Raw genomic sequence first — 14,370 nt, 5'->3', positions numbered from 1 at the left:
ATGGGCGGCCCGTATCTCTCCGAAGACGAGGTGAGCGCTGCCCGCGCTCGCGAGATCATCGCGGCCGGCGAGGCCTGGCTCCTCGACGTCCGCGAGCCGCAGGAGTGGGACGAGGTGCGGTCTCCGGACGCCCACCTCATCCCGCTGTCGCAGCTCCAGGACCGCCAGGACGAGCTCCCCGAAGACCAGCAGATCCTCGTGATCTGTCACTCGGGCGGCCGCTCTCGGATGGTGACCGATGCCCTCCTCCGGGCCGATTTCCCGGCCGCGAACGTGGCGGGCGGCATGATCGCCTGGGAGTCCACCGGCGCACCGGTCGAGCGGGGCGCAGGCCCCTCCGGGACCGTCAGCTGATCGCTGCGAGCGGATCGTGGCCGGAACGGCCTCGTGATGCGGCGATAATGGAGCACAGGAGGCGCGCACATGGTTGATACATCGACACCGCAGTCCGCCTCGCTGCGCCGCCTCGTGCCGCGCATCTTCTCGCGGGCGCAGCCCGCCGGCGCGGTCGACACCCTGATCCGCACGGTCCGCATGCATCACCCGAAGGCCGACCTGTCCCTCATCGAGCGCGCCTACGCCGTCGCGGAACGCGCCCACAGCGGCCAGAAGCGGCGCTCCGGCGAGCCGTACATCACCCATCCCGTCGCCGTGGCGCAGATCATCGCGGACCTCGGGATCGGCGCGAAGACGATCGCTGCGGCGCTGCTGCACGACACGGTCGAAGACACGGAGTACACGCTCGACGAGCTGCGCGACCAGTTCGGCGACGAGATCGCGATGCTGGTCGACGGTGTCACCAAGCTCGACAAGGTCAAGTACGGGGACAGTGCGCAGGCGGAGACCGTGCGCAAGATGATCGTCGCGATGTCGAAGGACATCCGCGTGCTGATCATCAAGCTGGCCGACCGGCTCCACAACGCGCGGACATGGGGCTTCGTCCCCGCCGCCAATGCGACCCGCAAGGCCACGGAGACGCTCGAGATCTACGCGCCGCTGGCGCACCGGCTGGGCATCCAGGCGATCAAGTGGGAGCTCGAGGACCTGTCGTTCGCCGTGCTCTACCCGAAGCTCTACGCCGAGATCGAGAGCCTTGTGAAGCAGCGCACGCCCGAGCGCGAACGCCTCGTGCAGCAGGTGATCGACGCGATCAACGACGACCTGAAGTCTGCCCGCATCCGCGGAAAGGTCGCCGGACGACCGAAGCAGTACTACTCGATCTACCAGAAGATGGTGGTGCGCGGCCGCGAGTTCGACGACATCTACGACCTCGTCGGCATCCGCGTGCTCGTGAACACCGTGCGCGACTGCTACGCGGTGCTCGGTCAGATCCACGCGCGGTGGACGCCGATGCCGGGCCGGTTCAAGGACTACATCGCGACGCCGAAGTTCAACCTGTACCAGTCGCTGCACACGACCGTGATCGGGCCGCAGGGGCGCCCGGTCGAGATCCAGATCCGCACGGAGGAGATGCACCAGCGTGCCGAGTTCGGTGTCGCGGCGCACTGGAAGTACAAGGAGCAGACGACCGGGAAGAGTTCGGGCGGCCCCGCGACGGTCGACACCGACCTCGCCTGGCTCGCGCACATCTCCGACTGGCAGGCCGAGACCGCGGACCCGTCCGAGTTCCTCGACTCCCTCCGGTTCGAGATCGGCGCGAAAGAGGTCTACGTCTTCACGCCGAAGGGTCGTGTGATCGGCCTCCCGGCCGGCGCGACCCCCGTGGACTTCGCCTACGCGGTGCACACCGAAGTCGGCCACCGCACCATGGGGGCCAAGGTCAACGGCCGCCTCGTGCCGCTCGAGAGCACCCTGGCCACCGGCGACGTGGTGGAGATCTTCACGTCGAAGAACCCGGACTCCGGTCCGAGTCAGGACTGGCTCAACTTCGTCAAGAGCCCCCGGGCGCGCAACAAGATCCGTCAGTGGTTCACCAAGGAGCGCCGCGACGAGGCGATCGAGCAGGGCAAGGACGCGATCGCGCGTGCGATGCGCAAGCAGAACCTCCCGCTCCAGAAGCTGATGACGCAGGACGCCCTCGTAGAGGTCGCCTCGTCTCTGAAGTACGCGGACGTGTCGACGCTCTACGCCGCCGTGGGCGAGGGGCACGTCTCCACCCAGTCGGTCATCGAGAAGGTCGTCGCGTCGCTGCAGAGCGACGTCGAGTCGGACGGCGAGATCGACATCCCCGTCAAGGGCCGTCGTCAGCTGCGCAACAGCGACTCCGGCGTCCTGGTGCGTGGCGCGCCGGACATCCTGGTGAAGCTGGCGAAGTGCTGCACGCCTGTCCCCGGCGACCCGATCGTCGGCTTCATCACGCGCGGTCAGGGCGTCTCGGTGCATCAGGCGAACTGCCACAACGTGCAGTCCCTCCTGCAGGAGCCGGAGCGCATGATCGACGTCGAATGGGCGCCGAGCTCGAAGAGCGTGTTCCTCGTGCAGATCCAGGTGGAGGCCCTCGATCGAGCCGGTCTGCTCTCGGACGTGACCCGCGTGCTCTCGGAGCACCACGTCAACATCCTGTCGGCGACGGTGACCACGTCGAGCAACCGCCTGGCCCTCAGCCGGTTCGTGTTCGAGATGGGGGACACCACCCACCTGGACCGGGTGCTCAACGCCGTGCGGCGCATCGACGCCGTCTACGACGTGTACCGCGTCAGCGCCGGCTGACATCGCTGCTCCCGGCCTCCACCAGCGGCAGCCGGACCTGCTCGACAGAGCGGATCCTCTGCGCGGCGCGTGTGGACCCGCCGCGGCGGGTGCGCGGCACGTAGGGGCGCAACGCCTCCGGCGTCGCCGACGCCAGGGAGAGCAGATGGCGTACCTCGAGCGCGGCCGAGTCGTCGAATGCGGTCGCGCCCAGCAGGAGGTCCGCCGCCGTGCGGAGTGGAGTGGTCACCGCGATCGGGCCGATCGGACGCGTCTCACCCTGCTTGAAGGTCCGCTGGCGCCCGTCGACGCTCATGGGTAGGCGCGTGCCGCGACGTGATGGGTCGAGGCAGACCTGGGGCCGAGGCGGTGGAGCGCTGCGCGTGCCGTGGATCCACGCCGCTGTGGCGCGTTCGGCGATGGCGCGACGTGGGACCGTCGCCGCCAGGGCGCGCGCTCGGAGCGCTGGGGTGTCGGGGGTGTCCATCGGAGCGAAGGACTCGCCGACGCGGTAGACCTGACCGTCCAGGCAGAGCGAGAGCAGCTCGGCGAGGGGCAGGACGTGTCGGTCGAGGAGGGTGGGGCAGAGTGTCTCGGTCATCTCCCCAGCGTGGCGGGTGCGACGCCGGGGAGACGACGGAGAGGGAGATCTGTGGAGAAGTCGGGTTCGTGGCCCGGCTGTGGGGGATCAGCCGAGCGCGTCGAGCCAGATCTTGCGCGCGTCGAGGGCCTCCTGAGCCGCCTTGACCTTGGCGGCGTCGCCACCGGCCTTCGCCTCGGCGAGCTCCTCCTCCAGCTTCGCGATGGCCGCGTTGAGCTGGCTTGCGAGGCCCTCGGTGCGGGCCTTCTTCTCGGGGTTGTTGCGCTCCCAGTGCTCCTCGTCGAGGCGTCGGACAGCGGTCTCGACCTTGCGCAGACGGTCCTCGATCGGGCGGACCTGCTCGCGCGGGACCCGGCCGATCGCGTCCCAGCGCTCCTGGATGGACAGCAGGGCGTTGCGGGCCCTGTCGCGGTCCGTCTCCTTCAGGAGCGGCTCGGCCTCGTCGAGGAGCGCGAGCTTCGCCTGGAGGTTGGCTTCGTACTCCACGTTGTCGCGCGCGTCGACCTCGGCCTTCGCCGAGTAGATCGCGTCACCCGCCGCCTTGAAGCGCGCCCAGAGGGCGTCGTCGTTCTTCTTGCCGGCACGGCCGGCCAGCTTCCACTGGTCGAGCAGGCGACGGTACTCGGGCACGCCGTCGGCACCCTGGGGGATGAGCCGCTCGGCCTGCTCGATGAGCGCGTTCTTGCGGCTGCGCACGTCGCGGTGCTGGTTGTCCAGGTCGGCGAAGAACGCCTTGCGGTTGTGCTCGATCGTGGAGCGAGCGGCACGGAACCGCTTCCAGAGCTCGTTCGCCTCGTTCTTCGGCAGGCGGGGGCCGTCGTGCTGGTGGGCCTGCCAGCGTGCGAAGAGCTCGTCGAGGGCGGACGTCGTCTGCTTCCACTGCGTGCGCTCGGGGTCCTGCGCGGCGAGGGCCTCGGCCTCGTCGACGATGGCCGTGCGCTCGGCGATCGCGGTCTCGACGGCCGCCTTGGCCTCGGCGCTCTGCTGCTCCGTCAGCTCCTCGACGGTGCCGCCCAGCGCGTCCAGGCGCGTGAGGAGCGACGCGAGGTCGCCGACGGCGTTCGCGCCCTCGACGGCCGAGCGGAGGTTCGCGACCGACTTCGCGACGTCACCGGCCGGGGCGCCGCGCCGGGCGCGCTGCTCCAGCAGCGAGACCTGCCCGGCGAGATCGGTGTACTTGCGCTCGAAGTAGGCGATCGCCTCCTCGGGCGTGCCGTCCGGGTACTGGCCGACGGTGCGTTCCCCGTCGCCCTCGCGGACGTACACGGTACCGGTCTCGTCGACGCGACCCCAGGGGTGCTGTTCAGAAGTAGCCAAGAGTCTCACCTTGCTGCTGTGCGGTCAGGGCGGAGAGCCCGCCCCACGGTGGAATCAGCCTATTGCACGCGCCGCATCACTGCAGCGTAAAGCTGTCGATCTTGGTCGCGACGACGGGCTTGCCGTCCGTCCCGCCCCCGTCGACGCCCTTGGCGACGATGTCGGAGGTCAGGGTGTCGAGACCGCTCGTGATGGTGCCGAGCACGGTGTAGCCGCCCGCGGCGTCGGACGGGATGGGGCTGTCCTTGTAGACGATGAAGAACTGGCTGCCCTGGCTGTACCCGTTGCCGCTCTGGCGGGCCATCGCGATCGTGCCGGCGGGGTAGACGCCGTCGGTCGGGGCGTTCTCAACCGGGCCGTACGAGTAGCCCGGGCCCCCGCTTCCGTCGCCGTTGGGGTCGCCGCACTGGAGCACGTAGATGCCGTCGGTGGTCAGCCGGTGGCAGGTGAGGCCGTCGTAGAACCCCTTCTGGGCGAGCGAGATGGTCGACGACACGGCCTGCGGGGCCTGCTTGCCGTCGAGCGTGACACCCAGGTCGATCCCGTTGATCACGAGCGAACCCGTCCAGTCGCGGCCCTCGGCGATGCTCGAGGACGGGACGTCGCCGGTGTTCGCGCCGGTCGCGGCGGGGGTGGGCGTCGGCGTCGCGGACGGAGACGCCGAGGACGACGCGGTGGCCGCACCGGGACCGCCCGTGAAGTAGAGGAGCTGGGTGGCGACCGCGAGACCGACGACGACCACGACGGCGATGCCGGCGATCCAGTTGTCGCGCTTGCGGCGCTTGACCTTCGTCTCGTGCACGGTCTGCCTCGCCTGGTAGGCGCGCAGGCGCTCTCGCGCCTGCCGGGCGTCGCGGTCGTTCGGCTTGCTGGGTGCCACGTGTGTCCTCCGAGGGGCGCCGTCGAGCGGGGAGTCGGTGTCCCGAGGAAGACCGGTCCGCGGGTCAGGAGAACCTTATCCGGCACGCCTATGGACGCCAAACCAGCGCGTGGCGCGTCGGCGGCGGGCGGGAGCCGGTGTCGGTGGTGGCCGGTAGCCTGGTGGGATGGTCGATGTGCAACCCGGGCTCCGTACGGGAGCGACGCCGCTCGCTGTGCGCATGCGGCCGACCTCGCTCGACGAGGTGGCGGGTCAGCGGCATCTGCTTCGTCCGGGCTCACCGCTGGTCGCCCTCGCGTCCGACCAGTCGGGCGAAACCGGCTCGGTCTCGGTCATCCTGTGGGGGCCGCCCGGCACCGGCAAGACGACGCTCGCGCAGGCCATCGCGCATTCGTCCGGCCGCAAGTTCGTCGAGCTCTCGGCGGTCACCGCCGGTGTGAAGGACGTCCGTCTCGTCATGGACGAGGCGCTCTCCACCCGCGATCTCTACGGCGTGTCGACGGTGCTCTTCCTGGACGAGATCCACCGGTTCACCAAGGCCCAGCAGGATGCCCTGCTGCCGGGCGTGGAGAACGGCTGGGTGATCCTCGTGGCGGCGACCACCGAGAACCCGTCCTTCTCGGTGATCTCGCCCCTGTTGTCGCGATCGCTGCTCCTAACCCTCGAGACGTTGAGCGACGACGATCTGGGCGTGGTCGTCGACCGCGCGGTGACCGACGACCGCGGCCTCGGCGACCACTACACGCTCGCCGACGACGCCCGCGCCGCGATCATCCGGCTCGCATCCGGCGACGCCCGTCGCGCCCTGACCGCACTGGAGGCGGCATCCGTCTCCGCCGCGTCCGCCACGCCCGCCACGTCGAAGAAGAAGCCGGTCATCACGGCGGAGATCGTCGCCCAGGCGGTCGACCGCGCTCTCCTGCGCTACGACCGCAACGGCGACGAGCACTACGACGTCATCAGCGCCTTCATCAAGTCGGTGCGCGGCTCCGACGTGGATGCGGCGCTCCACTACCTCGCCCGGATGATCGAGGCGGGGGAGGACCCGCGCTTCATCGCCCGCCGCATCATCATCTCCGCCTCGGAGGACATCGGGATGGCGGACCCGCAGGCGCTGGTCGTCGCGATCGCCGCCGCCGACGCGGTGCAGTTCGTCGGGATGCCGGAAGGGCGCATCCCGCTAGCGCAGGCCGTCGTGCATCTGGCCACCGCTCCGAAGTCGAACGCCGCCTACATGGCGCTCGACGCGGCCATCGCGGATGTGCGTGCCGGCAAGATCGGCCGCGTGCCGAAGCACCTGCGCGACGCGCACTACCCCGGGGCGAAACGGCTCGGTCACGGCAAGGGGTACAAGTACCCGCACGACGACGCGCTGGGCGTCCTCGAGCAGCAGTACCTGCCCGACGAGCTGAAGGACACGACCTACTACACGCCGACCGATCACGGCAACGAGCGCGACCTCTCCGCCCGCCTGGCGAAGCTGCGCCGCATCGTGCGCGGACGCTGACCGCATTCTGATACACTCGATGGGCCTAGAAGCGTGTGCGGCGTGCGGCTGCGCTCATCACGTTCTCGAAGGGGATGGTCCTGTAGCCGGGCGCCCCTGGCAGTTAATCCCTCTCTCAGCGCACTCGTCGTGCGCGCGGGCGCCTCAGTCGCGTCCCGCAGTCCATGTACTAGAGAGACCATTGAAAGGAAACCGTGTCTTCACGTTCCCGCAGCAAGACCCGCGAGTCGCGTGCCCTCGGCATCGCGCTCACCCCGAAGGCCGCGCGCTACCTCGAGAAGCGCCCGTACGCCCCCGGTGAGCACGGCCGCACCAAGCGCAAGGCCGACTCCGACTACGCCGTGCGTCTGCGCGAGAAGCAGCGTCTGCGCGCCCAGTACGGCATCCGCGAGAAGCAGCTCCGCATCGCCTTCGAAGAGGCCCGCCGCACCCAGGGCCTGACCGGTGAGAACCTGGTCGAGCTCCTCGAGATGCGTCTCGACGCGCTCGTGCTCCGCGCCGGCTTCGCCCGCACGATCTCGCAGGCCCGCCAGTTCGTCGTGCACCGCCACATCCTCGTCGACGGCAAGATCGTGGACCGCCCCTCCTTCCGCGTGAAGCCGGGTCAGCTCATCCACGTCAAGGCCCGTTCCGAGGGCACCGAGCCCTTCCAGGTCGCGGCCGCCGGCGGACACGTCGACGTCCTGCCCAAGGTCCCGGCCTACCTCGACGTCGAGATCGACAAGCTCCAGGCCCGCCTCGAGCGTCGCCCGAAGCGCGCCGAGGTCCCCGTGACCTGTGAGGTCCAGCTGGTCGTCGAGTACTACGCGGCCCGCTAAGGCTCCGCGAGACTCCCGGAACGGGGTCGTGGCTTCGGCCGCGGCCCCGTTTCGTCGTCCCCGGCGCTGGACAGGCGCTGGAGCGGGGCTACGCTTGTCGAGTATGCCGGTGGCGGAATGGAAGGACGACTCGTGTCTGGTGGCGACATCGCAGGACTCATCGCGGCGGGCGTGTTCGCCGTCCTCGTCGGCTTCATCGCCGTGCCGCTGCTCAAGTTCGGCCGGGTGCTCGACCAGACCCGCGACTCGATCAAAGACGCCAGCGACGGGATCACGCCCATCCTGGACGAGACGGCCACGACGATCCGGGAGACCAACAAACAGCTCGCCCGGGTCGATGTGATCACCAAGAACGTCGCCGACGTGACCGGGAACGTGTCCGCCCTCGTCTCGCTCTTCGCGGCGACCGTTGGCGGGCCGCTCATCAAGCTGGCCGGGTTCAGCGCCGCGGTGAAGGCGGCCTTCGGGGCCGCCGGCGGCGCTCGGGGGAGCCGGCGCGCGCGCTCGAAGTAGAGCCGCCCCCGTCTGCGCCCCCTGCCATTAGACTCGTTCAGGTGTGCTCGCGCACCGGACACGGAGGGAAGAACAGCAATGAAGAGTTTCCTGTGGCTCCTCGTCGGCGTGGGCATCGGCTTCGCCGTCGCCCACCAGGTCAACGAGACTGCGAAGGGTCGGGAGTTCTTCAGCTCGCTCGACCGCAAGGCGCGCGACTTCGGCGAGGCCGTCTCGGACGGCTACCGGCAGCGCGAGGCGGAGATCCGCTCCGCGATCGACGGCGACTGACCAGCGCCCACCACCCACCCCCGCAGCTTCGACCGACCGGAACCCATGCAGACCGCTGAAATCCACCGCCGCTGGCTCGACTTCTTCGCGCAGCGCGGCCACACCGTCGTCCCGTCCGCCTCCCTCGTCAGTGACGACCCGTCGCTGCTCTTCACCGTGGCCGGGATGGTGCCGTTCGTTCCGTACCTGACCGGTGTGGTGCCGGCGCCGTTCCCGCGGGCGACCAGCGTGCAGAAGTGCATCCGCACCCTGGACATCGACGAGGTCGGCAAGACGCCGCGCCATGGCACGTTCTTCCAGATGTGCGGCAACTTCTCCTTCGGCGACTACTTCAAGGAACAGGCGATCACCTTCGCCTGGGACCTGCTGACCACCTCGGAGGACGAGGGCGGCCTCGGCTTCGACCCGAAGGACCTCTGGGTCACCGTCTACGAGGACGACGACGAAGCCCGCGAGATCTGGGGCCGCGTCTCCACCCTCCCGCCGGAGCGCATCCAGGGCCTCGGCAAGGACACCAACTACTGGTCGACCGGCCAGCCCGGACCGGCAGGCCCCTGCTCCGAGATCTTCTTCGACCGCGGCCCGGCGTACGGCATCGACGGCGGCCCGGCGACCGACGACGACCGCTACGTCGAGATCTGGAACCTCGTCTTCATGCAGTACCTCCGCGGCGAGGGCGACGGCAAGAAGGACTTCGAGATCCTCGGCGACCTGCCGAAGAAGAACATCGACACCGGCATGGGCCTGGAGCGCGTTGCGTTCATCAAGCAGGGCGTCGACAACATGTACGAGATCGACCAGGTGCGACCGGTCTTGGACCGTGCCGCCCAGCTGGCCGAGAAGCCCTACGGCAACGAGGCGCACGAGGACGACGTCCGGCTGCGCGTCGTGGCCGATCACGTCCGCAGCGCGCTGATGCTCATGGTCGACGGCGTGACGCCGTCGAACGAGGGCCGCGGCTACGTCCTCCGCCGCCTCCTGCGCCGCACGGTGCGCGCGATGCGCCTCCTCGGCGTCGAGGCAGCGACCTTCCCGGAGCTGTTCCCGGCCTCCCGCGACGCGATGAAGGCGGCGTATCCCGAGGTCGCGACCGAGTTCGACCGCGTCTCCCAGCTGGCCTACGCCGAGGAGGAGACCTTCCTCCGCACCCTGGCCGCGGGCACGAGCATCCTCGACACCGCGGTCTCGAACACGCGCAACGCCGGCAAGAAGCAGCTCGCGGGCGACACCGCGTTCCTGCTCCACGACACCTACGGCTTCCCGATCGACCTCACGCTCGAGATGGCGGAGGAGGCCGGCCTGAGCGTCGACCGCGCCGCCTTCGACACCCTGATGGCGGACCAGCGCTCGCGGGCGAAGGCCGATGCCAAGGCGAAGAAGACCGCACTGGCCGACCTCTCGGTCTACAGCGCCTTCCGCGCTCAGGGCGAGACGGTCTTCACCGGCTACACCGAGCTCGAGACGGAGTCGAGCGTGCTCGGCCTCATCGTCGACGGCAACTCGGTGAACAAGGCCGTCGAGGGCCAGGTGGGCGAGATCATCCTCGGGGCGACCGCGCTCTACGCCGAGTCCGGCGGTCAGGACGCCGACGCGGGCACGATCGTGGGACCGGGCTACGAGCTCGAGGTCCTCGACGTGCAGAAGCCGGTCAAGGGTCTGATCAGCCACAAGGTGCTCGTCCGCAGCGGCGAGGTCGGGGTCGGTGCGCCGGCGACGAGCCTCGTCGACCACGAGTACCGCCGTGGGGCGCGCCAGGCGCACTCCGGCACGCACATCATCCACGCGGCGCTGCGCCAGGTGCTCGGCTCGAACGCTCACCAGTCCGGTTCGTACAACAAGGCCGGCTACCTGCGCCTCGACTTCTCCTGGAACCAGGCGCTCTCGCCCGAGACGCGCAGCGAGATCGAGGAGATCTCGAACAACGCGATCCGCCAGAACCTCGAGGTGTCGACACGCGAGCTGCCGCTCGACGAGGCGAAGTCGCTGGGGGCGATGGCCCTCTTCGGCGAGAAGTACGGCGACGTCGTCCGCGTCGTGGACATCGGCGGGCCCTGGTCGCGCGAGCTCTGCGCGGGAACGCACGTGGCCACGAGCGCGGAGATCGGGATGATCAACCTCGTCAGCGAGTCGTCCGTCGGCTCGACGAACCGCCGGGTCGAGTCGCTCGTCGGTCTCGAGGCCTTCCGCGACCTCGCCGTCGAGCGCACGATCGTCTCGCAGCTCTCCGGCACCTTGAAGACGCCGCGTGAGCAGCTCCCCGAGAAGATCGCCGACCTGCTGGCGAACCTGAAGGCGGCGGAGAAGCGGATCCAGGCGTTCGAGGCGCGCGCGGTGCTCGACAAGGTGCCCGCGCTCATCGAGTCGTCGTCGCGTCGCGGCACCCTCACGGTCGTGGCCGAGGACGCGGGCACGCTGGGATCGGCCGACGACCTCCGTCTCCTCGTGACCACGGTCCGCGAGCGACTGGGTTCGGACCCGGCCGTCGTGGCGCTGGCCGCGCAGGCGGGTGGCAAGCCGGTCGTGATCGTGGCGACCAACCAGGCGGCTCGTGACGCGGGCGCGAACGCCGGTGCGCTGGCGAAGACGGCGGCCGGAGTGCTCGGCGGTGGAGGCGGCGGCAAGGCCGACCTCGCGCAGGGCGGCGGCACGGACGCGACCGCCATCCCGGCGGCGCTGAGCGCGGTCGTCTCGGCGATCGGATAGCCGGATGCGCACCGGTGTCCGGCTCGGCATCGACGTCGGCAAGGTGCGGATCGGCGTCAGCCGGTCCGACCCGCACGGCATGATCGCGACGCCGGTGGAGACGGTCGCCCGCTCCGAAGACACTGCGGATCGGCGGAGAATCGCCGACATTGTGACTGAACTCGGAGTTTTCGAGATTATCGTCGGGTTGCCGTTGGCGCTCTCGGGCGCGCGTACCGCGTCCACCGAGGACGCGGTGGCATTCGCCGAGGCACTGGACGCCGAGCTCGACGTCCCGGTCCGCCTCGTCGACGAACGGCTGTCGACCGTGTCGGCCCATTCGGCCCTCCGCGCGTCCGGCAAGAACTCGAAAAGCGCGCGTCCGGTGGTGGATCAGGTGGCCGCCACGATAATTTTGCAGCATGCCCTCGACGCGGAGCGCGCCTCCGGCCGCCCGCCGGGCCAACCCGTCGAATCGAGCATTGGACCCTGAGCTTGTCGAAGAACCCCGAGGATCGACCGGAACCCCCCGTCTTCCCGGCCGTCAACCGGCAGCCGATGACCCGTCGCGAAGCGCGGGCGGCCCGGGAGGCGCGCGGCGCCGATGAGAGCGGCGAGACCGAGCAGCCGCTGCCGCACGAGGACGTGCCCGCTCCGGAGGCCGACCACCGCGACGCGCTCGACCGTCTCGACTTCGACTCGGTGATCACCGGACCCATCGCACGCGTCGAGCAGCCCGAGCGCGAGACAGTGGGCGCTGCCGTCCGTCACGGCTCGGATGACGTCGAGGCCGATCATCCCGCCCGCGTCCTCTTCGGCGCGCTCGGAAGCGAGCCGGAATCCGACGATCCCGCACCGTCGACGGGGGAGTCGCCTCTCGCCTGGCGGCAGCAGAACTATCTCTCGCACGCCGAGCCGAAGCGCAAGCGCCGCTGGATCAAGCCCCTCGTGGTCGTGGTCGTCATCGTGGGGATCCTCGGCGGCATGGTGGCCGTGGCGTACTCGATCTTCCAGCCTCAGGTGGCGCAGCTGGTCAACGCCCTCACGCCGAAGGACGACGACTACGCCGGGGACGGCACCGGCGAGGTGATGTTCAGCATCGTCTCGGGCGACACCGGGTCGGACATCGCCACGAACCTCCATAAGGCGGGCGTCACCAAGTCCTACGATGCGTTCTACTCCCTGCTGCTGCGTCAGAAGCCCGAGCCGGAGTTCCAGCCGGGCGTGTTCAAGATGAAGAAGCAGATGAGTGCGAACGCTGCGCTCATCGCTCTGCAGGACACGGCGAACCGCGTCGAGAACACGGCCGTCATCCCCGAGGGGACGGCCGAGGTCGACATCCTCCAGACGGTGTCCGACGCGACGAAGATCCCGCTGGCCGATCTGCAGGCGGCCGCTGCGAATCCCGCCGACTACGGACTGCCCGCGGAGGCGAAGACCCTCGAGGGCTTCCTCTTCCCAGCGACCTATACGTTCGCCCCCGGGACCACGGCGCACGATGCGATCAAGACCATGGTCGACCGGATGTTCCAGTCGCTCGACGCCGCGGGGGTGGCACCCGCTGACCGATGGAACACGGTCGTGCTCGCGTCCATCGTCCAGCGTGAAGCCGGCCTGAAGGACGACTATCCCAAGGTGGCGCGGGTGTTCCTCAACCGCATCGCGCAGGGCTGGGATCTGCAGTCCGACGCGACGGTGGCGTACGGCACGGGCAACACGCACCGCGTGGAGACGACGGACGCGGAGCGCGCGGACGCGAGCAACCCCTACAACACCTATGTGCACCCCGGCTTGCCGGTCGGGCCCATCTCGAACCCGGGCGACCTCGCGATCAACGCGGTCGTGCACCCGGCGGACGGCCCGTGGATGTTCTTCGTGACGTGGAACCTCGAGACCGGCGAGACCATCTTCTCGACCACCGAGGCCGAGCACGAGGCCGCGGTGGCGAAATGGCAGCAATGGATGAAGGACAACCCCGGCTATGAGTGACACCCCGCAGACCCCCCGCGAGCCCGAAGAGACGCCGGACGCCGAGGTGTCGCTCGAAGACGGTGTCTCGGAGGCCGGCGCCGAGGCGTCGATCGCCGCCCTCGTCGAGGCCGAGCGTGAGGCTCAGGCCGAAGAGGCCGCGGTCGCCGAGGCGGAGGCGGCCGAAGAGCGGGAAGAGCCCGCAGACGCCGAGCCGGAGGCGGTCGCGGTGCCCGAACCCGAGCCCGCGCCCGCTCCCGCGAAGAAGGCGCCCGCCGCGGCGAAGAAGGCGGCGCGGCCGAAGCCCCTCGCGCTGGCCGTGCTCGGTTCGCCCATCGCGCACTCGAAGTCACCGGCGCTACAGAAGGCCGCGTACGGCGTCCTGGGTCTCGACTGGTCCTACGAGCCCATCGAAGTGACCGAAGATGCCCTGGCCGACTTCGTCGACGGACTGGGGGAGGAGTGGCGCGGCCTGTCCCTCACCATGCCGCTCAAGAAGGCGGTGCTCCCGCTGCTCACCGAGATCGACCGGGTGGCGGAGCAGACCGGGGCCGCCAACACCGTCCTCTTCGACGGGGAGTCCGTTCGCGGCTTCAACACGGATGTGGCGGGCATCGTCCGCGCCCTCGCCGGCGCCGGAGTGGCGTCCGCCCACCACGTCCACATCCTGGGCGGCGGAGCGACCGCGGCGTCCGCCCTCGTGGCCGCGGCGGAGCTGGGCGCGGAGCGGGTGGACGTGCACGTGCGCGACCTCACGCGCAGCGTCTGGCTCGAGCCGCTGGCCCACGAGCTCGGCCTCATGGTGCGCCTGCGCTCGCTCGCCCAGGCGGACCGCTCGCTCGACATCCCGGAGCTCGTCATCAGCACCCTCCCGGGCGGTACGCGTCCCGAGGTGCTCTACACCGACTCCACCCGGCGCCGGGCCGTCCTGCTCGACGTGGCGTACGAGCCGTGGCCGACCCCGCTGGCATCGGCGTGGGGCGCGGTCGGCGGCACGGTCGTCTCCGGGCTCTCGATGCTGGTGCACCAGGCGCTCCTGCAGGTGCGGATCTTCGTGTCCGGCGATCCGCTGGAGCCTCTGGCCGACGAGGATGCCGTGCTCGCGGCGATGCTCGACGCGGCCGGGATCGACGCGGCGGGCGTTCCGCTGGAGGCCTGACCGCCG

Annotated in this window: 13 protein-coding genes; 10 read left to right on the top strand and 3 right to left on the bottom strand. The window is 69.9% G+C overall.

All coding sequences use genetic code 11. The features are described 5' to 3' along the window. Both FHX33_RS06965 and FHX33_RS06960 read left to right on the top strand, forming a co-directional pair. The gene (locus FHX33_RS06965) at positions 1-354 is read left to right on the top strand and encodes a rhodanese-like domain-containing protein (RefSeq protein WP_021758391.1); all 354 of its coding nucleotides are present in this window, start codon (positions 1-3) and stop codon (positions 352-354) included. Between the two features lie 69 nt (positions 355-423). Beyond that, entirely contained in the window at positions 424-2,670 is a 2,247-nt protein-coding gene (locus FHX33_RS06960) for a RelA/SpoT family protein (RefSeq protein ID WP_021758392.1), read from the top strand. Here the strand turns inward: FHX33_RS06960 and FHX33_RS06955 are convergent. From FHX33_RS06955 to FHX33_RS06945, 3 genes are all read right to left on the bottom strand, one after another. Further along, a complete protein-coding gene (locus tag FHX33_RS06955; RefSeq protein WP_021758393.1) occupies positions 2,657-3,250 on the bottom strand; it encodes a hypothetical protein in 594 nt (197 codons plus the stop codon). The two genes, FHX33_RS06960 and FHX33_RS06955, sit on opposite strands and share 14 nt — an antisense overlap. Before the next feature lie 87 nt (positions 3,251-3,337). Next, positions 3,338-4,567, bottom strand: a complete 1,230-nt coding sequence (locus FHX33_RS06950) for a DUF349 domain-containing protein (protein WP_039921232.1) — start codon at positions 4,565-4,567, stop codon at positions 3,338-3,340. A gap of 76 nt (positions 4,568-4,643) precedes the next feature. Next, on the bottom strand, positions 4,644-5,447 hold the full coding sequence (locus tag FHX33_RS06945; RefSeq protein ID WP_021758395.1) for a peptidylprolyl isomerase: 804 nt from the start codon (positions 5,445-5,447) through the stop codon (positions 4,644-4,646). 166 nt (positions 5,448-5,613) lie between these two features. Here FHX33_RS06945 and FHX33_RS06940 point away from each other — a divergent pair, with 166 nt between their 5' ends. The 8 genes from FHX33_RS06940 to FHX33_RS06905 all read left to right on the top strand — a co-directional run bounded on the left by FHX33_RS06940 (position 5,614) and on the right by FHX33_RS06905 (position 14,364). After that, positions 5,614-6,954 (top strand): replication-associated recombination protein A, encoded by a 1,341-nt coding sequence (locus tag FHX33_RS06940; RefSeq protein WP_021758396.1) that lies wholly within the window; start codon positions 5,614-5,616, stop codon positions 6,952-6,954. A 194-nt stretch (positions 6,955-7,148) separates the two neighbouring features. After that, positions 7,149-7,772 (top strand): 30S ribosomal protein S4, encoded by a 624-nt coding sequence (gene rpsD / locus FHX33_RS06935; RefSeq protein WP_021758397.1) that lies wholly within the window; start codon positions 7,149-7,151, stop codon positions 7,770-7,772. A 132-nt stretch (positions 7,773-7,904) separates the two neighbouring features. Beyond that, positions 7,905-8,285 carry a DUF948 domain-containing protein gene (locus tag FHX33_RS06930; protein ID WP_039921235.1) on the top strand — a complete coding sequence of 127 codons (381 nt, stop codon included), beginning with the start codon at positions 7,905-7,907 and terminating at the stop codon, positions 8,283-8,285. A gap of 78 nt (positions 8,286-8,363) precedes the next feature. Beyond that, positions 8,364-8,555: a hypothetical protein gene (locus tag FHX33_RS06925; RefSeq protein ID WP_021758399.1), complete on the top strand. Its 192-nt coding sequence runs from the start codon at positions 8,364-8,366 to the stop codon at positions 8,553-8,555. 45 nt (positions 8,556-8,600) lie between these two features. Further along, the gene (alaS, locus tag FHX33_RS06920) at positions 8,601-11,258 is read left to right on the top strand and encodes an alanine--tRNA ligase (protein WP_183428295.1); all 2,658 of its coding nucleotides are present in this window, start codon (positions 8,601-8,603) and stop codon (positions 11,256-11,258) included. Positions 11,259-11,262: 4 nt separating this feature from the next. Beyond that, positions 11,263-11,730 carry a Holliday junction resolvase RuvX gene (gene ruvX, locus FHX33_RS06915; RefSeq protein WP_021763033.1) on the top strand — a complete coding sequence of 156 codons (468 nt, stop codon included), beginning with the start codon at positions 11,263-11,265 and terminating at the stop codon, positions 11,728-11,730. Between the two features lie 65 nt (positions 11,731-11,795). Continuing rightward, a complete protein-coding gene (gene mltG, locus FHX33_RS06910) occupies positions 11,796-13,226 on the top strand; it encodes an endolytic transglycosylase MltG (protein WP_021763032.1) in 1,431 nt (476 codons plus the stop codon). Beyond that, positions 13,219-14,364 carry a shikimate dehydrogenase gene (locus tag FHX33_RS06905; RefSeq protein WP_183428294.1) on the top strand — a complete coding sequence of 382 codons (1,146 nt, stop codon included), beginning with the start codon at positions 13,219-13,221 and terminating at the stop codon, positions 14,362-14,364. Before mltG ends, FHX33_RS06905 begins: the two co-directional genes overlap by 8 nt. Positions 14,365-14,370 lie beyond the last annotated feature (6 nt).

It is taken from the genome of Leifsonia aquatica, assembly GCF_014190775.1.
In the GTDB taxonomy this organism is placed as follows: Bacteria; Actinomycetota; Actinomycetes; order Actinomycetales; family Microbacteriaceae; genus Leifsonia; species Leifsonia aquatica.
This window is presented reverse-complemented; position numbering and strand designations above follow the sequence as displayed.